The organism is Ureaplasma parvum serovar 3 str. ATCC 27815, from assembly GCF_000019345.1.
GTDB classification, from domain to species: domain Bacteria; phylum Bacillota_I; class Bacilli_A; order Mycoplasmatales; family Mycoplasmoidaceae; genus Ureaplasma; species Ureaplasma parvum.
The window spans coordinates 588,314-613,539 of the sequence record NC_010503.1 but is presented as its reverse complement, the minus strand read 5'-3'; the positions used below and the strand labels follow the sequence as shown (position 1 = coordinate 613,539).

The 25,226-nt window shown below is 24.6% G+C and carries 8 protein-coding genes; 2 read left to right on the top strand and 6 right to left on the bottom strand.

What is annotated here, in order from left to right; all coding sequences use genetic code 4:
• The first annotated feature begins 113 nt into the window (after positions 1-113).
• The gene (rpsD, locus tag UPA3_RS02575; RefSeq protein ID WP_006688490.1) at positions 114-722 is read left to right on the top strand and encodes a 30S ribosomal protein S4; all 609 of its coding nucleotides are present in this window, start codon (positions 114-116) and stop codon (positions 720-722) included.
• Between the two features lie 98 nt (positions 723-820).
• Here rpsD and UPA3_RS02570 read toward each other — a convergent pair whose 3' ends face one another.
• Complete coding sequence (locus UPA3_RS02570; protein WP_010891804.1) at positions 821-1,954, bottom strand: DUF1410 domain-containing protein; 1,134 nt, start codon at positions 1,952-1,954, stop codon at positions 821-823.
• A 227-nt stretch (positions 1,955-2,181) separates the two neighbouring features.
• Here UPA3_RS02570 and UPA3_RS02565 point away from each other — a divergent pair, with 227 nt between their 5' ends.
• Positions 2,182-19,593 carry a DUF1410 domain-containing protein gene (locus tag UPA3_RS02565; protein WP_012316995.1) on the top strand — a complete coding sequence of 5,804 codons (17,412 nt, stop codon included), beginning with the start codon at positions 2,182-2,184 and terminating at the stop codon, positions 19,591-19,593.
• A gap of 78 nt (positions 19,594-19,671) precedes the next feature.
• On the opposite strand, the gene dnaG is transcribed toward UPA3_RS02565, so the two are convergent.
• Genes dnaG through ybeY form a run of 5 tightly spaced genes read right to left on the bottom strand, consistent with a single transcriptional unit; the run spans position 19,672 to position 25,118 of the window.
• Positions 19,672-21,597 (bottom strand): DNA primase, encoded by a 1,926-nt coding sequence (dnaG, locus tag UPA3_RS02560; RefSeq protein ID WP_010891801.1) that lies wholly within the window; start codon positions 21,595-21,597, stop codon positions 19,672-19,674.
• The gene (locus UPA3_RS02555; RefSeq protein WP_010891800.1) at positions 21,585-23,006 is read right to left on the bottom strand and encodes a glycine--tRNA ligase; all 1,422 of its coding nucleotides are present in this window, start codon (positions 23,004-23,006) and stop codon (positions 21,585-21,587) included. Before UPA3_RS02555 ends, dnaG begins: the two co-directional genes overlap by 13 nt.
• Before the next feature lie 33 nt (positions 23,007-23,039).
• Positions 23,040-23,756, bottom strand: coding sequence for a DNA repair protein RecO (gene recO, locus UPA3_RS02550; protein WP_010891799.1), 717 nt, complete (start codon positions 23,754-23,756; stop codon positions 23,040-23,042).
• Positions 23,756-24,658: a GTPase Era gene (gene era, locus UPA3_RS02545; RefSeq protein WP_006688444.1), complete on the bottom strand. Its 903-nt coding sequence runs from the start codon at positions 24,656-24,658 to the stop codon at positions 23,756-23,758. Before era ends, recO begins: the two co-directional genes overlap by 1 nt.
• Positions 24,651-25,118, bottom strand: a complete 468-nt coding sequence (gene ybeY / locus UPA3_RS02540; protein ID WP_006688705.1) for an rRNA maturation RNase YbeY — start codon at positions 25,116-25,118, stop codon at positions 24,651-24,653. Before ybeY ends, era begins: the two co-directional genes overlap by 8 nt.
• Positions 25,119-25,226 lie beyond the last annotated feature (108 nt).

The following is a 25,226-nucleotide window of genomic DNA, read 5'->3' as shown; positions in this document are numbered from 1 at the left end:
TTATTAGTAAGAAAGTTGCTGACTTCTCTGAAACTATCAAAATTAAATAAAAAATTATAGAATCTAAATTTTTGTGATTATATGCTTAAAATAAATTTGAGGAGAATATAATCATGAGTCGTTATACAGGTAGTATTTATAAAAAATCACGCCGTTTAGGATTTTCTTTATTAGAAAATAATAAAGAATTTAATTCTGGTAAAAAAAGAACATACGGTCCAGGACAACACGGTAATAAAAAAGTTAAATTATCAAATTATGGCCAACAATTAGTTGAAAAACAAAAGTTAATGTTTTTATATGGATTGAATGATCGTCAATTTAGACGTTTATATAGAGTTGCACTAGGCCGTCCAGGCGTACTTACTTTAAATTTATTACAAGTTCTTGAATCACGTTTAGATTCATTAGTTTATCGTGCTGGATTTGCTCCAACACGTCGTGCTGCACGTCAATTAGTAAATCACTCACACGTTTTGGTTAACAATAAAAAGGTTAACATCCCTTCAGCACTAGTTGAAGTAGGTAGTACAATTGCTCTTAAGGCTAAATCATTAGAAATACCTTTAATTAAAAATACTTTAAACAAACCAGCTGATTTTATTGAATTAATCGATAAAGAAAAAAAAGTTGCAAAATTAGCACGTTTACCAGAACGTAATGAATTACCAGCAGATGTAAATGAAGCTTACGTTGTTGAATGATACAACCGATTAATGTAATTACTTATATTACAAGATAAGCAATTAACCAATCAAAAAAAAAAAAAAAAAACGGCGCCGTGCCGTTTTTTTAATGAGTAACTAGATTTTTATTCAAATTAACCTTTGATTTCAAAAGTGCGTAAATCATTAGAAATAAAATTAAATATACTTGGTGCAACATTATATCCATGTTTAGTGTTTGATTCTAAACTTAAGATTTCATATTTTTCATTCTTTTTTGTATTTTCAATTTCAAATAATAGTTCAAAATTATTAGCTAATCGAACTGTTTTTTCAAAGATGACTTCATTTGGTCCTACTTTTTTATATTTAATTTTTAAAATATCATTTTCTTTTAAATTATTCTCACTATCATTAAACTTCAAATTAATTAAACTACTTGGATGATTATCAAATTTTGTATCAATTAAAACACTTTTTATTTCAACAGGTTTTGGAGCTGTAGTGAAACTTAGCTCATTATTAGTAGTTATTTTAGTTTGCGCATTAGTTAAATTTAAATCACTTTGGCTTCCAATAATTAATTCTTTAAAAAGATATTTACGGTTTGATATTAAACCATCTAAAACAAAATTACTATTTTTAATTTCAGCAATTTTTAAAGTATTTGATAGCTTTCAAGAATTATCATTGCTTTTATAAACTAATCGGGCATATTGATTTTCTAATGTTGATTGGTTAATTTCTAAATTGACATTAACATTCACTTTTGTTGCATCATTGCTAAGTGAATTAGTTTTAATATCTTTAATTTCAATACCAACACTATTAGGTAAATTAGGGATATCAGGTAAAAGATTCTCAGCTTTAGTAGTGAATAATGAATCTTTTATTTGAGTTAGATCAACCTCATGTCCTGTGATATTAAACTTTGTAATTTTATATGTAGTGTTTGGTTTTAAGTTTTCTAATTTAAAACTTAGCATTTGTAAATTTTTGTTATATTCGGGATTTATATCAACATTTATCTTATTTCCCTTATCATCTTCTAATTCAATGCTGAATTTTTTAACTAAAATATCATTAACATCAAATTTAGCAAAATAGATTTCAAGGTTAATTGATGTTAAATCAATATCAGTAGATCTTAACGATGAAGCAGTAATTTGCTTTTGTTCTTTTACTATTTTTGTTTTAGTTTTTGAACACATTACAACAAGTGAACTCAAAGGGATTAAAACAAAAATAGAAATTAAAGGCAAAAGTTTCTTATGTGTGTTTTTTTTCATATTTTTAACCTATCATAAAATTTAAATTTATTATCAAATTAAATTATAACCAAAGATATTTTCAATATAGTAAAAACTTACATTATTTGTGTATTTTGTAACAAGAGAGCAAGCGGATAAATGGTATAATTTGTGTAGTTTAACAGTTTACACAAAATAAATTAGTTTTTTTTTTTTTTTTTTAGACTGAAAAACAGGAAAATTTTATAAAAAAGAGATGATTATTTATGAATAATAAAAATAAAAAACGTAATGCCAAAATAGCTACTGGACTTACAATTAGTTCTTTAATTTGAGCTGGTGTAATTACAGGAATTGTATTACGTTTCGCAAATCAGCATTCCAATCAAATTTTTAGTAAATACTATGAATATACAAAAGATGGTAATTTAATTATTAAGGTTCGTTTATTTACAAGAGATAATGATATTAACCAAAAGATTTATGCGATTTTTAAAGATAAATTAGGCAAGGAAACTTCAGTTTTAATTACAAGAAATAAAGAAGTAGCACGAATTGACACAACGAGTTTAGGTTTGAATAATTCTTGAGTTTTAGATCGTATTGTTGATGAAAATAATAATACATTAATCAATAATAATGAGTTGGTATGGCAACAAAAAATACTTGTCGATCGTCCTAATGTCTTTAAAGTTAATTTTAATAAAGAAGGCGATAAATTTTTTGAAATTAAATTAAACCATGAATTGAGTAATCAGTATTTGACTGCGCATTTTATTAATCAAAATAATGCTAAATATATTCAAAATATTCAGGTTGATCATAATGGTAATGTAATTGTTGGAACTAAACAACTACCTTTAGGAAATTTTTATAAATTCGTAGGTTTAACTTTAAAAGAAGATAATAAAAACACAAAAATTGTTAATTTAGATGAAATTAGTGAACCCATTCGTGGTATTGATAAAACACGCAGTTTTGATGATCAAGGAAACGTTATTATTAACGCACGTGTTTCACAAAATTTAGCTAATCAAAATATTAATGCCTTATTTGAAGATGAAAAACACCAATTACACACTTTAAAGGCAATAGTTGGTACTGATGGTCTTGTGCGTTTATTAACAAAAGATTTAGAAAATCACCATGATTATAAACTAATTCAAATTGTTGATAAGGATAATCATGATGTTATAAAACCTAATAAATTAGATGCGGCACATCAAAATATTGTCCATAAACCAAATAAAATAAAAATTGAAACTGATAAAAATGGTTTACAAAAAGCACTTCATATTCAAGTTGATTCAAGTTTAAATGATCGATTATTAACACTTAGTTTTGAAAACGAAAACCACGATAAAACCAATATTATTGCTAAGGTTAATAATGGTGAAATTACTGTAGATTTAAACAATTTAAAAGATGGACACTTATATAAACTAGATAATATTAGCATTAATAATACCTCTCCAGCAAAACGCGTTGCTAACTTAGATGATTTAAATGAAAGTGCTAAAACTATTAATAAATTAAACACTAATGCATTAAATGATCCATATCATTATGATGATAAAGGGAATTTAATTTTTAATGCTAAAGTAGATTCTAAACAATTCGCTAATGATCAAGTTGAAGCCGTGTTTATTGATGAAAAAAATAATGAACATAAAGTGTTGACAAAGGTTGATCTAAATGGCAATATTGTAATTAACACTTCTGATTTAAACTTAAATCATACATATAAACTAAAACATGTTATTAGTTTAGAAGAGCCAGAAACAAATGTTTTAAATGATTATGAACTTGCAATTAATCAAAAAACAAAGTTTAGTAAACCAGCTGCGATTGTTGGGGCATTAGAAGATAATAATTATAAAATTCAACTTTTAAACCCTGATTTAGCTAATAAGTCTGTTGTCTTAACTTTTGAAGATGAAAATCATCATCCTTATCAATTAACTGGTAAATTAAATGATCAACAAGAATTAATTTTAAGAACAAATGATGATCATTTACTACCTAATAATCACACTTATACATTGACTAAAATTACTAATGTTAATAATCAACCAATCGTTAATGTTAATGATTTAGATAGAAAAGATAGATTATTAGAAAAAGTCGATGTAAATAAATTACAACAATTAAATACATACACCTATGATGATTTAGGAAATTTAATTATTGACATTAATGATAATTTAAATAAAATAACAACTCAAGATGCTGTTGCTCATTTTATTGATGAAAATAATAAAGATTATTTTGTTCCTACTAAAGTTGATTTAAATAAGAATAAAATAAGTATTAACACAAAAGATTTAGATGCAAACCACCACTATCAATTGTTAAATATTGTTGATAAAAACAAGCATGAGCAAATTTTATTAAATTCAAACGAAATTAATCCTTTAAACAGAATTAGCATTATTAAACCACTTGCAATTATTAAACAAGATGCAAATAAAAATTTAAACCTACTAACTTTTGATAAGAATTTGTTTAATCGTTCATTAGATGCAACTTTTATTGATGAAAATCAAAAAGAATATCATGTTAAAGCAAAAACTATTATTGATTCATTAGGTCAAACACGATTTATAACTAGTGATGAGGTTTTACCTAACCATCATAAATATCAACTAATTGCTCTTAAATATGATGGTCAAAAAGTAATTAATGTTGCTGATTTGGATCAAAAACAAATTATTGTTAACAAACTAAATATTGGTAAAATTGTTAATAACCAATTAGTTTTTGATGTGCCAAAAAATGTTGAAGAAGGCGAAGACGTTTTTGTTAATTACCAAGATGTTGATGGTAATTTGATAAAAATTCCTGCAATTGTTAATAATAAACACCAACTACAAATTGATCTATCAAACAACCCTAATTTTACAAAAGATAAGATTTATCATTTTGATTCAATTAGCATAGAAGATGAATATCACATTCCTAAAGAAACAATTATTAGTTCAGATGATGTTGATAATTCAGTTAAAACATTAAATAATGAAGTTGATCTGGGCCGTAAAATTATTGTTAAAAATCCTAGTGTTATTCAAAACAAACCCACAACTTTAATTTTAACAGTTAATGACCCTAATAAATTAGCTTTAAATGAACGATTAAAATTAACACTTGCTTTAAAAAACGATCCAAAACATTGTGTTAGTGCTTATGGCTTAATTGATTATAAAAATAATAGTTTAGTTTTTGATTTTAATCATTTACAAACAGATACTGCTTATTACATTAAAAATTTAGTTTTTAAAAATAATAATTTAAATCTTACTGATTTAAACGCTGAAGCTCATAGTCAAACTAAAATCAATATTATTAAAGATCAAGTTATTGGTTATACATTTAGAATTTTTTCTACTAATACATTGGTATTAGAGGATTATCATCAATATGATACTGATCCTAATGCAACTAAATTAAATTTAAATATTAGTACAACTAATAAGCACCCCAAAACAATTACTTATCGTTTATTAGATGAAAATAATAACGCATTAGAACCAGATTTAGTTGCTAACCTAAATTATGATTTAGTGAAAAAAAATTATGTAGCACATTTGCAAAATTTAAAAGGCAATAGTAAATATTTATTGTTGGGTTTTAATGATGAAAACAACAATAAAATTCATTATTCAACTCCAATTAAAACTCCATTAATTTTTGGTACAACTCCACATGCTACTATAGTTAATTTTGATGTTAACAATCCTAAACAAATTATTAAATCACAAGATGCACGAATAGCAATTGATTTTGTAGATCAAGATCAAAAATTAAGAATTGGTAACCCAGTTGAATTAACTTATTTAAATAAGAATAATCAACAAGTTTATAAAACAATAGGGTATGTTAAAGGAATTAACAAAACCAACAAAAGTGGTACGTTAGAATTTGAACTTAATAATTTAGTATCTAATAATAATTATGAATTGTTAGAATTAAAGGCCTTAGGTTTAGCAAATGATGCGTATCAAAAAGTTGTATTTGCCCCTTTTGATCAAAAACATAATCAATTTAGTACGAAATTAATTGGAACATATATTGAATCAATTAGTTCAAATGAAGTAATTAAAAAAGATGAAAATAAACTTGATGTTAATGTAAAAATTGTTTTCTCACAAAAAGATAAAACATTAAATAACGTTTGAGCCCAATTAGTTTATATTAGTAAAGATAATGAAGTTTGTTTATCTCAACCTTTATTATTAAATGTTGGCAATAGTAACTATAAATTCACATTAACAAATAATAAACCAAATGGTTTTTTATCAAATCGTGTTTATAAATTTGTTAAATTAATATATGCACAAGATCAAAATGATTTACAAAGCACTGATGCGGTGATAAAAAATAGCACTGATTTAAGTCATGGTTTTAAAACAGAACCAACAGGAATTATTAGTTTAAAAAATAATAGTTTACAAGTAATTAAACGTACTGATGATAGTATTAGATTATCAATTCCATTAGTTGATAATGATCATGTCTTAGTTGACAGTGATGGTAGTTCATTTACTATTAAAATTAGTGATTTAGATGATCCTAATAATCTTTTTGATGCAGATAATCAAAAAATAGTGATTGATCAAAACGGGAATCGTAATTTAGAGTTTGATGTTCCTAATGTTTCATTAAACCATAAATATCATATTAACAATATCACGTTGATTAATAAACCAATCAACGCTGCTTTTAATCAAAATGAAAATCATGAACAAGTTTATGAGTTAAATAATTCTCAACCACAATTGAGTGAATTTGGTAATGAATTATTAGTTAATACTTATAATTATGAGCCAAATATAACAGATGTAAAAACAAATGTTTTAAATTATAAAGTTAAATTAACCCTTAAACGTTCATTGAATTTAATGAATGAATACTATTTAAAACTAAAGTATATTGATAATAATGGTGATGTTGTTTGATCTGATCCTGTTTCAATTAATAATGTTAATAATGAATATGAATTTAATTTACCAGACAAAAATGCATTAAAATCAAACCGTATTTATAAATTTGATGGGTTATATTATTTCAAAGATGTTAATACTGTTAAGATAACATCAGCTAATAAGGTTAATATGAACAATATAACACCTTTACAAATTCAAACAGCTTCAAAAATCAATCTTAATTCACCAAAAGTAACTATTAATAACATCACTCCTGCTAGTGCGGATTTATATTTACCATTAGTGTCAACCGATGATATTTTTGCAAAAGATCAAGTTATTGATGTTACTATTGGCAATAAAGATAATACGAAAAATGATTTAATGTTTACATCTAATTTAGAATATGATGATATAACAAAAACGTGAGGCGTTAAAATTCATGCAAATAATTTAAGCCCAGAAGTTAATTATCAGATCAAATCTGTTAAATTTAGACAAAAACCAGTATTAGGTGCTTTTAATGTTAATAATAGTGATGATAATCATGTATTAATTGATTCACAAAAAACACCAGGTTTTAGTACTCCAAAAGCAAGTTTTGATTTAGTTAGTGTTACTGCAAGTGATGTAGTAGATGCGAATGTAAAAACTAATAGTGTTCATATTGTTATTAATAATGATGGAACAAGTTTAAATAATTGTAAAGCTAAAATTGTGTATAACGATGGGGAACATGATTTAGTATCTAATAACTTTGTTGTTTTAAATTATGGTGTTAATGAATATGATTTTAATTTAGATGATTTAAAACATAATCGTATTTATTCATTTAAAAAACTGATTTATACTGAACCTAATCAAAATGATTATAAATTTAGTTTTTTAAATAATCAAAAAATTACAAACACTTTTAAAACAGCATCAGTTAACGAGCAATTAACAATAGATACTAAACTAGTTCGCAAACCAGATTCAAATTTAAATAAAATTAATTTAAAACTTCAAATAAATGATCCTAATGATTTTTTAGAACAAGATAGTATTTTAGAAATTACATTCCATGATGAAAAAGATAAAACAACTCATAATGTTATTGGTAAAATCAATGTTGACGCTAATAATAATAAAACACTTGAATTTAGTGTAGAAAACACTAACACATTTAAAATTCAACCAAATCATAAATACATTGTTGATAATATTAATTATGCAACAAAAAATAAAATTCAACCTGCCAATGCTATTAGTAATAATTCTAATAAAAATAGTATTTATGATGCTAGTTCAAATCCAAGTAAAATTCTAAGTTTTACAAACGAATTATTTGTTAACAACATTAATGTTAATCAACCTAATACAAATTTAAATCCTACTGCAAGCATTGATGTTGAATTAAAATCTAGTCAAAACTTATTAAAAGACCAATATTTACGAGCTTTATATATTGATAATAACCACCAAAAAATTTGAAGTGATTATGCTAGTGTAAATAATGTTGATTTAGCACATATTAATTTAAATTTCAATCATTTAACACCTAATCGTAAATACAATTTTGCAGGAATTTATTATTTTAATGATCAAAATCAAAATAATGATGAAACCCAAGGTAAGAAGATTTTTGTAAAAGAGCATTCAAAAACTTATGATTTTAGTACTTTAGCTTCAACTACCCAACTATTAGAATTTAAAACACACAATGTTGATGAAGATCAATTTAATTATGATTTTAACATTAATAATGATGATCAAGTTTTAGAACCTGGAATGCTTGTTGAATTATGTTTTGAAAATTTAGTAGATAAAAACCAACCAGTTTTAAAAACACAAACAACATTAGTTAAAAAAGATGAACATAGTTTTAGTGCTTCAGGGGTAATTACTAATTTATTAGCAGATCATACTTATCGTTTAACAAGTGTTAGTTTAAAACAAAAACCACAATTAGCTAATGTTAATATTAATAACAACAATAATAATGAAATTCTTTTAAACAATATTGAAGATAATCAAAAAACTATTCATACATTATCAAAATCAATTGTTAATGAAATTAGTAATTTAGCAGATGCTTATCCAAAAAATAATAATGGCATATATGATGTTAAATTCAATATTAATATTATTAAGAACAATAATAAGCTTAATAATAAATATGTTAAAGTAGTATTTGAGGACAATGAACACCAACTAATAAGTACAAACGATCTTTTAGTTAATAAATTAGACCAAACTAATTTAATTAGTTTACAAAATTTTAGTTTTAGTAATTTAAAACCAAATCACCTTTATCGTTTATTAAAAGTTGTTTATGGTGATGAACAAAATTTTGATGCTATTAATGAACAAAAAAATATTTTAGCTTTAAATCCCTCTTTAGTTAATTCAAGCTTTAGTACTACGCCAGCAAAAATTAAAGTTAGCAAAAACGCTATTGATGTATGACAAAACCAGGCCTTGATTAAATTAATTTTAGATGATAGTGATAATCAACTACATAGCGGTGATGAAATTAATATCAATTATCGTATTAAAGGAACACAAAATATTATTTCAACCCCAGCTACAATTAGTGATCAAGATAAAAGATATACAAAATGTATGGCAACTAATTTAATTGCTGGTCTTGATTATGAAATTGTGAGTGTTACAATTAAGAATCAAAAAACCAAGAATGTTTCTCCTATCATTTTTGAACTACCATCAGGACCAATTGGTTTTTATACTCTTGCCCCTGTTTTTAAAATAACAAGTCTAAGTATGGATCCTGTTTATCATGAAAATAAAAACACAGCAGATTTAAAAATAAATTTACGAATCGAAAACATTGGCGCTTCTTTATTTAATAAAGATATCAAATTTATTTTCAAACGTAAAAATGATGGTAAGCAAATTTCATTTATTCATAAAGTTACATCAGCAAATGACGCAAATTATGAATGAGAATTTAAAGATTTATTACGTAATCGCGAATACACTTTAGAGCGTGTCGTTTATCTTAAAAATAAAGATTTTAATCAAAGCAACGTTAGTGAAAGTGATTATATTGATCTATGAATATATGAAAATCTTAATAAAACTTTTAAATTATTACCAACTAAACCATTAGGGATTATTGGTGCACCAATTAAAGAAATTAGTGATAATGGTGCAAAAGTACAACTAAAATTTGCTATCAATGATTTTGATGATGTTTTAAAAGAAAATCAAACCTTTAAGTTTAATATTCAACCAAATGAAAATAATGGTGCTAATTTAAATGAGATTAGCGAACATGAAGGTAAAGTAGAAATTATTGATGGGCAAAAATTCTTTGTTGCTAATCTTAATAACATTAAAGTTAACAAAGAATATAAAGTTTATAAAATCTACTTTGATGAAAACCAAGATGTTGGTAATGGTGTTTATAAAATTAATTTTAAAAATGATTATAAAGAACCAAACAATGTTGTTTATGATGCTAGTGTTAATACAACACAAACATACGTATTTACAAATAAATTTGCTATTGCAAGTTTTAGTAATAACTTAACTGATGTTGATGTAGCAAATAAACAAAATATTAGTATTAATTTAGATTCACGAGTTGAAACAATTCAAGGATATCATTTTAAAGCAAAATATATTAGTAATGATAATCGTGTCGTTTGAACTAATACAATCCCTGCGCCAACTAATATAGGTAATAATAAAAATAATATTGCTTTAAATTTTGAATTAAACCAAAACCAACTTATTTCAAATCGTTTATACACTTTTGCTGCTTTATACTATTCAAAAGATGTTAATGTTGATGAAAATCATGCAAATATGGTAGTTATTAAAAATAATGTAAACCCACAAACAATAAGCACTAAACCATCAAGTACGTATGTTGATTTAAAAGCACAAAATGCAGATGAAAATAAAATCACTTTAAGTTTATTGTTACATTCAAATGACCAAATTTTTGAAGATAAGAATAACCATCTAAAAATCGCTAAAATCAGTATTGATGAACTTGATGCACATGATCAAATAATTAATTCAACAACGCATGATTATGATTTAACATTAGAAAAAGAAAATAATGAATGATTATTAAAAACCCAACTGATTAATTTAAAACCTAATACTAAATATCGAGTGAAAAAAGTTTGGTTCACAAGCAAACCAAGTGATACTATCTATAATGGCGTTAATAAGGACAATATAGTTTATCCAATTAATAATCATAATACTAATATTGATTTAAAAACTTTAGAAAAATCAACTTTAAATAGTGTTAAACCAACAAAAACAAACTTTAACAAGAATGAATCAATTAAGTTAATGGTTGGTTTTAATAAAACAGGTTCTAGTTTAGAAAACAAATATGCGAAATTAGTTTATAAAGATAATAATAACCAACAAATTGAATCAGATCCTGTATTGTTGAATTCAGATACAACTACAAAACCATTTAATAAAGAATTTAGTTTTAATAATAATCAAACTAGCTTAGTTGCTAATCGTGATTTTGAATTTGTTAAGTTAATCATTAGTGATACTGCTGATTTTAAAAACGCTAATACACTTGATTTAACACCTAATTTTAATAAAGATGATGCTAAATTTAGTATCGAACCTACACCTATTAGTGTTAATAATGTTATTCAAAGTGGATCAAATACGTATGATGAAATCCATCTATCATTCGATTATGATGATCAAGATCATAATTTAGTTGATAATGACCAAATTACAATTACATATCGCAAAAAAGGTGAACAAGCTTGAACAAGTTCAAAAGCTGGTGAAGTTAGTGTTAAAAATCATAAAATTAATGTTACATTAAAGGATTTAACACCAAATACAACTTATGAAATTGGTGCTATTAGCACAACACATGTTCATTCACCTAATGTAAAAACATCACCAATTCAATATAATGAAACTACTAAAAAACAATTAGAAAAACTAGATTTAACAACTAAGGTTGCTCATAATTTCATTAAAGATTTTAAATTAGCATCAAACTCTAAATTAGTAAATGGAGTTTATGAATGTGCAAAAGACGAAAATGTTAAATTTAGTGTTGGTTTACATAAAGAAGGCCATGAACTTGAAGGATATGAAATTTATGCTAAATTTGTAGATAAAACAAATCCTAACAAACCAGCTATTGAAATTAAAAGCTCTAATAACATTAATTCAAATTCAAATCAAGTTTATGAATTTGAATTGTTAAAATCACAAATTACACCTAATCATCAATATGAGTTGAGTGAAATTTGTGCAATTAAAAACAAGGGTGCAAACAATGAAATTAAAAAAGATTTAAATGAAAATCATCTATCATTAGCTTTAGGGTTAGCGCCAAATAAAATGGATGTGCAAAAACCAACAATTACAATTACAAAAGTTCAAGATAATCAATCTGTTAGTGCACATGTTAAATATATAATTAATGATCCTGATGGTATTTTAAATTCAACTGATTGCTCAAAAGAATTATTAAATGTTAAATATGCTTTATTTAATCAAACGCAAAATGCTAATTTAATTAACAATATTACAATTAAATATGATCAACAAAATAAACAATTCTATTGTGAATTTGATATTGATAATTTAACTTTAAATCAAGATTATGGTATTTTTGAAATTAGTTTTGCTAATAAACCAATTCATGCCGCATTTGCTAAAATTAATGATACCCAACATCCTTTAGCTCTTTTAAGTACTAATAATCAAGATATAAATCAAAAAATTGCTTTAGATTGTGAAGTTAATAAAGTTACAATTAATAAACAAGATCTTGATTATGATCAAAACACCAAGATTAGTTGACCGATTGAATTAAGTTCTAATTTATTAAACAATAAGTACATTCGTGTTAAATATAGTGTAAGTGGTCATAAGTTTAAACAAGATGACCAATTTAGTAGTGCTTTTAAAATTACTAATAATAAAGCTAGTGTGGAGATTGGTCATGACAAATTAATTGCTAATAAGGCTTATGAAATCCAAGCTATTTATTTCTCAGACCAAAATAATGATTTTGCATGCACAAACACAAATCAAATTCCAATTAATTCATCAATTACAAATAAAAAAATAGTTATAAATCCATCAGCAACAACAATTAGTTCACATGAAGTTAAAAATATTACTTCAACATCAGCTGATATTAATTGTTCTATAAGTACAAATGATGGTGATATTTTTAAACCAAATTCACAAATTATAGGTCATTTTGCTAAAGGTGATGATTTAACTAAGACTTTTGTAGCTAATGGTGTTGTTGCGAATGTAAATAACCAAACAAAACTTAGCTTTACGTTAAATAATTTAGAACCAAATACTAAATATATATTAGTTAGTGTTGAATTTAAACAACAACCAAATAATGCTTATAAACATATTAATAACAAATATAATGATCAGTTTTATTCAAATGATCAAACACATTCAATTATTTTTACAACAAGTACACCTATTTTTGAAATTAATAGTATTAAAACTATAAAAAATACTTACGCATCAAATAAAGAAGAAATTAAAGTTAACGCTAAATTTAATAAAATTGATCCATATTTAAATGCTAAAAAACTAAAATTAGTTTATCAATCACAAAATAATAACGAAACCTTTGAAACTCAACCATTATTAGTTAGCACAAATACACATGATTATGTGTTTAGTTTTGATAAAAACGCTTCAAATTCAATTATTGGTAACCGTGAATATCATTTAGATAAAATTTTATATTTAAATGAACATAACCAATGGTGTGAATTAAATAAGAATAATCTTGTTGACCAATTTAATGTTGAACCTACACCAATTAGTATTGCAAAAATTGTTGAAGATGATTCAAAAAGAACACAAAACGATGTTAAATTTAGAATTTATTTTAATGACTTAAATCAAGATCAAATCTTTAATGATAATGATAATGTTAATGTTAAGTTAGTTTATCCAAATACAAACAATGTATGAGTATCTCATGATTGACCTATTCATTTTGACCAACAAGAAAATAAATGATACACTGAAGTTTGATTAAGTGTTGGTAGTTTAAATAACCAAGAATTTGAAGTTGGGGCTGTATCAGTTAATAAAAAACCAGCAAAAGCGAAATTTGATATTCACAAGACAAATCACGGTTATGATAATTTTATTTATAATAAAGATATTAAAAATCAAAATTATCTTGTAGGAAACATATTTAAAGTTAATAGTATTAATGTTGCACACCCTTCAACTCCAACTGATAGTAATACGACAGTTCATGTTAAAATGCAAAATAACATGAAGAGTGCTTTTAAAGGTAAATATTTAGCATTAAAATATAAACGTAATGATACTAACGAATTAGTTTGATCTTCAACTAAAATTAAAATCGACGAAAATATTCATGACGATTTAGATTTTACATTTACAAATTTAGCTAAAAATCACATATATAGTTATGTTGGTGTTTATTGTGTTGATGATCAAAACAAAGAAGTTTTTGTTGCTAATAATATCACAAATTTAAATCCACCACAAATAAAAGTACTAACAAATGCAATCAATACTATAAGTTATATTAATGCAAATGATAAGATTAGTAATCTTAGTGATAACACAGCAAAATTAAAATTAACACTTAATGATCCTGACCATATTTTTAAAGTTGGCGATGAATTAGATCTTGTGTTTAATACAAAAATAAATCCAACTACTCCAAAACAAAAAAACATACATGTTAGCGTTAAAGAAATTCAAAATAATGAAGTAATTTTAAATGATGTAGATCTTAGCGGATTAAGTGAAAATACAGAATATGAACTAAAAACGGTTAGTTTAAATCAAGAAAATTGAAGTCAAAAAGAAACTTATATTTCTTCAAAACCTCATTTTGAAATTAACAATGTTCATTTTGCAACTATAAAACACTTGTTTATTAATAAAATTGAGATTAACAAAAAAGCTCAAGAAAACAGTTATACCCTAAAATTAACTTTAGATGGTGATTATTCTGAATTTATTAAACAAGGGTATTTACGTTTATTATTAGTAAATAATAAAAACGAAGAGTTTAATTATACAAAATCACATAAAGATACAGATAAAAATCAAGATAATAATGCTGTTAAATACTTTACTTTTGACCTTAATAATTTAACATGGGGAATGCAATATACAATTAAATGAGTGGGTTTAGCAAAAAATAATGTGAGTGATAATACTGATTTTAAAAAATATAAATTAGAAAAGGGTTATCTAACAAAGAAAACAGATGATTTAGATCAATTTACAGTTCGTGCAAGTAAACCTTTAAAAATTAAGCAAGTAAATGTTAGTGAAATCAAAGCACATCATGCAAAACTAAATCTAAAACTTGAAGACCAAGATAGTGTTTTAAAAAATTTAAATTATGAGCTTGAATTACGTTTTGGAGTAAAAAATAATCAATCATCTAATTCATGAATTACTAAAAAACTAAAAACTAAAATAGTAAATAATGAAATTGTTTTAGATGAAATTGTTTTTGATAACTTAACTGAAGATATGCAATATGAACTAAAAGATGCTAAATTAATATTTAATGAAGAAGAATTGAAGAAATTTAACAAGGTAACAGCAGTTGATAATTTAAATGTTGATTCTGATCAAATAGTGTTTAAAACAATGAAAAGTGCTTATGTTGAAACTGCAACGATTAATTTTGTAAATAATACTCCAAACGCTACAATTGATCTTAAACTAAATGGGGATTTAAGTGTATTTAGTAAAAGTCAATATATTCGTTTTGAGTGAAAATTAAATAATAGTGATCCAAATACTAAACCACTTTATTACACTATTCCAATATCTTCATTAGATCTTAATAATTTAAATTGAAAAAAAGATTTTGGTAGTGATTTATTATGAAATTCATCTTATACATTACGTATTGGATATGGGGATGATAATAAAGCCACTGATGATAGTAAATGAACATGATTAGCATTAGAAAAAACTGCTAAAGGAAATATTAAAACACCAAATGCTCAACGTATTAGTATTAATCAAATGCAAACTCCAACTAATTATTCACTATTAACACAAGAAGTTAATGAAAATGGAAATAAAGTTAAAAAAGCATTAGGGGCTTTAGACTTATGTTTTGAGTTGAATGATCCAAGTAATATATTAACTAATCAAGATCAATTTAGTATTAAATACGCAATGTTAAATAATCTAAAACAAAGCGTTTCAGCTAGTGCACATGTTGAAATTAAAGAAAATAAAAAAATAGTTAAATTTCATATTAGTGGAATTGATCTAAATCAAGATTATAAAGTTTGTGAACTAATGTTGTTAACAAAACCAGCTAGAATGGGTGAAAACATCAATAATAATGATAAAAACAACTATTCATCTATTTATCAAAATTCAACAAATGATGATAATCAATATAAATTTAAAATTCTATTAGAAAATAATGATTTGTCAACTAAGGAACGTCCATCAAAAACAGGTGATGTTGTTAATAATAAAGGTAAGGTTGATATTACAATTACACAAGCTCCAAAATTATTAGCTAATAAATGAATTAGTGCAGCATATGTTGATAATAATGGGGAAACAAAATGAACTAAACCCCGTTTAATAACAACTAATGATAATAATCAAATTCTTTATCAAGCTGAGATTGATAATTTAACTACAAATCGTTATTATAATTTAAATGGTTTATATTTTGGAAATCAACAAAGTGATTTTGAACAAGGTAATGCTACATATTTACTAAGTTTATACCCAGCAAATTTATTAGTGCCAACCGATGGTGTACGAATTCAAAATATTAAAACACCAGCTACAACTGATGCTGCAACAGTTTGATTTCAATTAGAATCAAAAGATCAAGTATTTGATAAACAAGTATTACATATTCAAATTACACCATTTAATGAAGATATTAATAAAAAAGATATTCCAGCAGAAAATATTCCAGTATTTGAACGTACATACACATTAAATGGAAATTCTAATAGTGCAATTGTACTTTTATCTTTAAATAATTTAGAGCCTAATATTAAATATAAAATTACTAAAATGTGATTTGAGCAAAAACCAACTAAGGCCTATGCTAATTTAAATTCAAAAGCTAATAACAATGTAATTTATGAAAATACTAATGATAAGACACAACCTAATATTTCATTCAAAACTAAAACTGTTGAACCAAAAATTATTAGTTTAGTTAAAAAAGATCAAACTAATGATGGTATAAGTTTTGATTTAAAATTACAGCATGATGGAACTTATATTGGTAAACCATTCAGATTAATTTACGAATCTTCAAAAAGAAAAAGTGATGTGTGGGATGAAAAGAATAATAATTGAGAATCTAATGATAAACAACTAATCTATTCTGAACCAATAAATTTTAAAGCGGGTCAAAAAGACTATTTAGTTCAAATCATTAAAGATCATAATGAATATTTTAAGGGTAATCGTGAATATAAAATATTAGGAATTGAATGAGCAGATCCTAGTTTTTCTCAAGATAAACACCATAAAAAACTAATATCTAAAGATACTGATAGTGAAGCATTCAAAAATGTAAATAGTAATGCACTATCATTTAGTACTGACGCAACAACAATTAAATGATATGTTGCAACCCCTAAGATTGTTTATAATAAAAATCATAAAAAAATGACATTTCAAATTCGATATGACGATCCAGATGACAGTTTATTTATGGGGCAAAGAATAGGTATAGAAAAAATTTTACTGCCAAATAAAAGAAAACAAATACCTTTGAACCCTCCATTAGTTGGTGAAGTTGATAACAAGAAAAAAATCATTGAATTTAATATTGATAATAATGATGATCATTTTAAACCAGGTAATTTATATCAACTTATTAGCATTGATTTAGTTTATGAACCTAAGACACTATCCCATAAGGATTTAAATAAATTAATGTATGAAAATCCACAAACAAAAATGTATAAGGATAAAGTAACTTTTGAATTAGACAATAGTCAATACTCAAGTATTAAAATTGAAGAAAACCAAAATCCTTATGAAGTAAAAAGTGTGAAAAATAAATTAGATAATAAAAATCTAACACTAAAATCAACTGTGACATTTAACAATAAAGATGAACATCTTTATAATAAATACATGTTTGCTTTATTTACTAACACTAAAACAAATGCAGAAGTTTGATCTAAACCAATTCAATTAAATACTAATAATTATTCAAAATTAGAATTTGATTTACCTAATAATGGGGCTTTAGAAGAAAATAGTGAATATCAATTTTTAGGTGTTTATTATAATGAAAAGCAAACTCATCCAAATAAAAATGAGATTGAAAAGCAAATTTATATGATCGATAATCTCAAAATAATTAATATTGATAATCGCATAACAAAAACTATTAAAACAGGTATTCATATTGATGTTAATGAAGTGCAAAATCTTGCGCAATTTAAAGATGGAATTTCAAAACAATTTAAATTAGTTGGAAAAAATGATAGTACAGTTTTAAACCAAATTTTAAATGGTGATTTTTCTATAAATATTGAATACAAACGAAAAGATCAACCTGATAATGAAGCTAGTTTTAGTACTGGAGCATGTAAATTATTTAAGAAAAATAATAATGACCCATTTTGATATTTCAATGCAGATTTTAACAATTTAAATTTTAATCAAGATTATTATATTAAAAGTATTTCATTTGTTAATAAAGGTATTAATAGAATTATTGGATCAATAAATAATGCTGATAATCAAATTATTTACACAACTAATAATTATAATTCATCAAAATATCACATTAAAACCGTAGGGGCTCAAATTGAATTTGATCAAACTACAGTTGTTAAAAACGATATTGTCTTTACAAAAGGTGATTCTGGTGGTTACCCAGCATCAGTGGTTAATTTTAAATTAAAAGGTAAAGAAGCAAATACTTTTGTTGAAGGACAAACTTATAATGTAGTTTTATCAACATGAGATGATCCATTTAATACACGTGATTATGAAAATAAGATTGATAATCATCTAAACTATGATATTAAAAAAGATTACGTGATTGTTTCAATTGTTGCACATAATAATTGTTTAGAATTTAAAAATATTCAATTAATTCCAAACCAAAATTATAATATAGTTAAAGTCTTACACTATCAAGCATCAAATACAATTTCAGCTAAAGATATGGGCTATAGTTTAAAAAATGCATTTAGTACCAAATCAGTCGATTGAAAAGTATGAAAATTTGGTCATGGAAGAAATAACTTTACTTGAAGATATCAAGTTGCTTTATCCCTTAAAGGACCATTTACAGGTTTTGGTGGTTATCGTAAAACAATCTTTGATTTAGGATTAGCTAAATCACTTGGTGTTTATGCTCGAATTTATCAACATAATACAAATAATTTAGCTTTTAAAGGCTATGATATTGATGGTATTAATGAAGGTGAAGATACTTCATTACTAACAGATTTTGAAAGAGCTTCACGACCAACAAGTGCTAACGTGTTATCAAGCAGTTGTACATTAGCAAATTACCTTCGAAGAAATTCAGATAGTTTAAAAAATACAATTGATATTGGTAAAGTGTGATATGAACCACGAATTAATCCAAATCTTCCAAATAGTTCAAACGCTACATATTATTCAGGAGAACCAAAAGCATCAATCTTTAAAATTGATGATCAACACAAACACTACACTGATAGTTTTGGTACAACGAATAATGATGCTATGGATACAAATAACGAAAACCAATTTTAATTACATTTAAACTAATTGATTAATAATAAAAAAAGCTTTCTAGTAAACAAACATTACTAAAAAGCTTTTTTGTATTCATTATTGATTTTTATGAAATAAAGAAGCATTGATTAAATTGTCTAATAAAATTTTTTCATCATTATATTGCTTTATTAATTTTTCATTATTTATGATTTGTTCTTGGTTATTATTCATATTTAAATTTAGATTGATGAGTTTTAAACGTTTAATTTGGTTGTTTAATCATTCATATATAAAATTATTTTTAGCTAGTTCAAATGCCACTATATTATCAAACTTAGGGTTATATTTAATAATCTGCACCATTTTTGTAAGTTGGTTAATAACATTAGTATATTTACTGTAGTTTTTATTAATAAATTCAATAAAAGAATCAGTGTTTTTTAAAATATTATTAATCTTAAAATGGTACAAATAAAAGTCTTCTATAATATTAATCACTAAACTTTGCTCTTTAGTTAACCGGTTACGAACTTGCGTATCAAGACGGTTTAAGAAAACCCGATTCATTAATATAATTACTACTAAGTGGTTAAAATGTTTATCAATTTTTGTTAGGATAACTTTTGGGTTTGAAGTAGTAAGTTTATTAGTTAGTTGTGTTTGTTTTTGATATGATTGAATGTTCTTTTTGTTTTGAATAGAATTACATTGTTTGTTAATTAATAATTCTTCAATAACTTTTTTTAATAAATTTTCTTCAATTGAAAATGTTTGTTTCATGAAATCAACATATTTATCTACATAAAAAATATCACCATATTTTTTAATGATTGTAAAACACTCTTGTTTATAACTGTGTTTTAGTGAGGGGGTAGATTTGTTTGTATTACTAATTTCTAATAATAAAAATTCACTAATATGAAGTTGTTGGTCTAATAGCTTACTTGTTGCACTATAACCGTGCTTATTTGCATATTCATCCATGTCTTTGCAATCATTATCTTTATGATTAACAATAAAAATGTTGAATGGGGAATTAATTAATTTCATAATTTGTTTTTTAGTAGCTAAAAAACCTGCTTGATCGTTATCAAAACATAAAATTAAATCTTTAATTCCATAGCTTTTAATTAATTCTAAATGTTTATTAGTTAATTCAACACCCATTGTTGCTACAACGTTTGGTTTGTTAGATTTATGAATTGTAATAACATCCATAAAACCTTCAACTATAAATAATTGATGATTATTTTCAATGGTGATAACATTATGAAAATTATAAAGAACTTCATCTTTTTTAAATACAGCAGTGGTTTTAGTATTTAAATATTTTGGTGTTTTCTCATTTGTAATTATACGTCCGCTAAAACCAACAACGTTATTGAGATGATCATAAATACTAAAAATAATACGATCATTAAAAAAATCATGGTAATTACCATTCTTATCAATTACTAAAAAGGAATTTTCTATTAATTTATTTAATTCAAACTCGTCATTTTCTTGTATCAGATTATTATAATTAGATTTTATTAAATTTAATAATTCATCATTATTTGGAGCATAACCGATTTTAAAATATGCTAAATCATTTTTATTTAAATTTCGTTTAGTTAAATAATCAATAACATGAATGTTATTTTTATTATTTAAAAAATTAATAAATCATTTTTGAATTTGTTTGTTTAAATCAAAAACCTTATTTTTTTTAATTTCTTGTGGAGAAATTTTTTGTAAATGATTCAATAAGTTTAAATCTAAATTCATTAATTGAACAATCTCTTGTGCTGCTAAAGCATAGGAGATCTTTTTATATTCAGCAACAAATTTAATCACATCACCAGCATGATTACAAGCAAAACATTTAAAGATTTGTTTTTTATCATTGATTGACAATGATTCATTTGTATCATTGTGAAATGGACAAATAGCTCAATAATTATTACCCTTTTTAATTACTTTAATGTAATTTTGAATAACATCGGAAATATTTATAGCATTACGAATTGTTAAAAAAACATTGTTAGTTATTTTTGACATTGCTTTTGAAAATCTTCATGAGCTTTTTGGCTTAAATATAAAGATAACTCTGATAATTTAATTCTTTTTTGAGCCATTGTGTTTCGTTCACGAATAGTAAAAGTAGGATCGTGTTCATCACCAAATGAATCATAATCAATTGTTATACAATAAATTGTTCCTATAGCATCTTGACGGCGATAGCGTTTGCCTATACTTCCGCTATTATCAAAAGTTACTGAAATATTTAAATCCAAAATTTTATTATAAACTGCTTCTGCTTTTTCTTTTAATTTATTAACTAATGGCATTACAGCAATTTTATAAGGGGCTAGATCATATTTTAAATTCATTAAAATTCGGTCTTCATCATTTGCTAGTTTTTCAATAAATGTAGCCTCAGTTAAAATAGCATACAATAATCTTTCTACACCAACTGATGGTTCAATAACATGAGGAATATATTTTTGCTTAGTTTCTTCATCAAAATATGTTAAATCTTTTTTTGATAAATTCATATGCACAGATAAATCATAATTAGTTCGGTATGCAATTCCATATAATTCAGAAAAACCATGTAAGAAATTATATTCAAAATCAATTGTTTTTTTTGAATAGTGTGATAATTCTTCTTTGGGATGTTCATGTTTTCTTAAATTATTCAAATCTAATCCGCAACAAGTAACTAATCAATTTTGAATTTGGTTTAAATATTTATCAAAAACATCATATGCAATTTCTTCTTTTAAGAAAAATTCAATTTCCATTTGTTCAAATTCACGAGTTCTAAAAATAAAATTACCAGGAGTTATTTCATTTCTAAATGATTTACCTATTTGTGCAATCCCAAATGGTAAGTGTAAACGCATTGATCGCTGAACATTTTTAAAGTTAACAAAAATACCTTGAGCGGTTTCTGGTCTTAAATAAACGATGTTTTTAGGATCTTCAATTACTCCTTGGTGTGTTTTAAACATAAGGTTAAAATGACGAATATCAGTTCAATTAAATTGTTTGCATGTAGGACAGAAGATCTTATGATCATTTAAAACTTTCATAAATTCTTCATTAGTAGAATTTTCAGCAATATGAATATCTTTATTAAAAGATTCAATCAATTTGTCAGCACGATATCTTGTTTTACAACTTTTACAATCAATTAATGGGTCTGAAAAATTATCTAAATGTCCACTTGCTTTTCATACTAAGGGGTTTAAAATGATGGCACTATCTAAACCTACAATGTTTTTTTGTTTAGTAACAAATTCCTTCCACCACAAATTTTTTAAATTATTTTTTAATAATACACCTAATGGTCCATAATCTCATGCGTTAGCTAATCCATTATATATTTCTGAATTTGCAAAAACAAAACCAACAGATTTTAAATGATTTACTAAGTCTTCTTGTGTTTTAAATTTATATCTCATAATTATTGCCTATTTTTTAAAATCCTTTTTTATTTAAATATTTTTTATTATCGTTAAATAAATTCCTAATTGATCATAAAGAACAGAATTTAATATTTTTAATAACCCCTTATATATAATTTCATTATCTTTATCCTCGTCTTTTTTTATCTGTGTTGCAAAATAAAGTTTCTGCCATAATTGTAACGCCTTTGGTTCATAATCTATTTTATTAATAATTTTAGATTCACAGTTAATACATATAAGACCATGATCAGCCAAAGAAAAAGTTTTAATATTTTTTGAGCTATTACAATGAACACATGCTTGAAAATTAAAATTAACTCCATTCATTATTAAAAATTTTACCAATAAAAAACAGCTTATATAATAATCATTATATTCTAAAATGATATATTCTAGTATTAGCTGATAGAATTGGTAGAATTCAACATTAAAATTAACAACTTTAGTCATTAATTCGCTTAATATTAGCATTGAATATGTATTTTCGTACTTATAATCAATTTGATCTAGAGAAATAACTTTTTTTAATTTTGAAAGTTTTGTATCATTTCTTGCATAAAAAAATTGTATTTCTAAAAAATTACCAAAAAACAAAGCTCTTGCGTTCTTAGAAGTAATTCTTTTTGTTCCAGGTGCAAACATAATAAAACGATTACCATATTCATTAATAAATGTTAATATTTCATCAAAAACATCATAATCCTGGCGCGCAACTAAATATCCTCTAGTTATTATTTCAGCCATTATTTTTTAATTTTATACCCTAATGATTTAATAATATTATTATTATCACGTCAATTGTTTTCAACTTTAACAAAAATTGTTAATGAAATATGACAATCATAAATTTCATGCAACTGCTTTCTTGCCCCCATGCTAATTTTTTTAATCATCGTACCATTTTGGCCAATAATAATAGGTTTATGAGAATTTTTTTCAATTATTATTGAAGCTTTAATTATCCAATGATTTGCTTCTTGGTTGTATTTACTTTCATCAATTTCTACACCAACACCGTGAGGAACTTCATGGTTTAAATTTAATAAGCATTGTTCACGAATAATTTCAGTAATAACAAATTTATCTTCTTTTTCGGCTTTTTGACGAAAATAATCGGTTACCACATCTTTGTGAAGGTAATTTTTGATTGTATTAATTAATTTATCAATGTTAATAACATGTAAAGCACTTATTTGAACAACATCCTTAAATGCTATATGTTTTTTTAAAAAGTGGATTCTTTCATCAATTTGATCTTGATTTTTAGCCATTTCAGCTTTTGAAATGACTAAAATAATATTTTCTTTATTTGCTTCTTTAATTAAATTAATAATTTCAAAATCATTGGCATCTAATTCCTTGTCCATAGTTGTCACGAATAAGATTACATTTGCTTCTTTATATGAAATTTCAATTTCATGATTTAAAAATAAATCTAGTTTATTTGATGGTTCATGAAAACCAGGCGTATCAGTAAAAATAATTGCTGATTCATCATCTTCATAAATCTCTTTAACAGCATTGCGTGTTGTTTGCGGCTTATTTGAAATGATTGAGACTTTTTTTTTCATAATCGCATTGATTAATGTTGATTTACCAACATTTGGTTTTCCAACAATAGCTACGATTCCGTATTTTTTAATCATTTCTAGCACCATTTATATTTCTTGTAATTTTTAATTCATTTAAAATTTCATCTTGTAAAGCAAACATAATTTTTTCATCTTCAATTTTTATATGATCATAACCTAATAAATGAAGTAAACCATGTGTAAATAAAAAGCATAGTTCACGTTCGAATGAATGAGCAAATTGACTTGCTTGATCAACAACCTTTTGATAGCAAATGTACATTTCTCCCAATAAAGGAGTAATAATTTCGCCATCATCAAATGCAAAACTAATAACATCTGTAATATAGTCTTTATTACGATAGTTTTTATTAATTTCTTGTATCGTTTTTTCATCAACAAAATGACATTCAAAAAATCGCTTTTTATCAATATTTAATTTTGTGGAGACCAAATCGGTTATTTGTTTAAAACGCTGTGAATATAATTTATCATTAAAGATTTTTTTAACTTCATTCGTTATTAAAAAATGCATAACATCCTTATTAAATTGTTTTTTCTAATATAATTAAATTATAAATAATTATAACCTTAACATATTACTCCATTATTTATTTTCTAAAATAATCTAAAACGTTTTTAG